This window comes from Mesorhizobium sp. M8A.F.Ca.ET.218.01.1.1, from assembly GCF_004791165.1.
Taxonomy (GTDB): Bacteria; Pseudomonadota; Alphaproteobacteria; order Rhizobiales; family Rhizobiaceae; genus Mesorhizobium.
The window spans coordinates 1-287 of the sequence record NZ_SRUZ01000196.1 but is presented as its reverse complement, the minus strand read 5'-3'; the positions used below and the strand labels follow the sequence as shown (position 1 = coordinate 287).

1 protein-coding gene is annotated in these 287 nt (G+C 68.3%); it reads right to left on the bottom strand.

The annotated features are described in order from the left end of the window. Positions 1–287 (bottom strand): phosphoenolpyruvate hydrolase family protein (locus tag EN861_RS35000; RefSeq protein WP_135928256.1); only part of this gene is annotated, 287 nt, incomplete at both ends.

Here is a 287-nt window from a genome sequence, read left to right as displayed (position 1 = left end):
GGCGATTGCCGCTTCGGCCGGCAGCCGTTCCATCGAGCTTGCGCCGTAGAAGCCGTGCAGGCCCTTGCAGCGGTCGAGGATGTAGCGGGCATCGTCCGGCATCGAGATCGGCCCGCCATGGCAGAGCAGGATGACATCCTTGCGCACCGACCTGGCGGCATTGGCGATGGCGCCGATCTCGATGACGCAGTCGTCGAGCGACTTGGCCGAGGTGGCGCCGATCGAGCCGCCCGTGGTCACGCCCATATGGGCGACGACGATGTCGGCGCCGGCCTTGGTCATGGCGC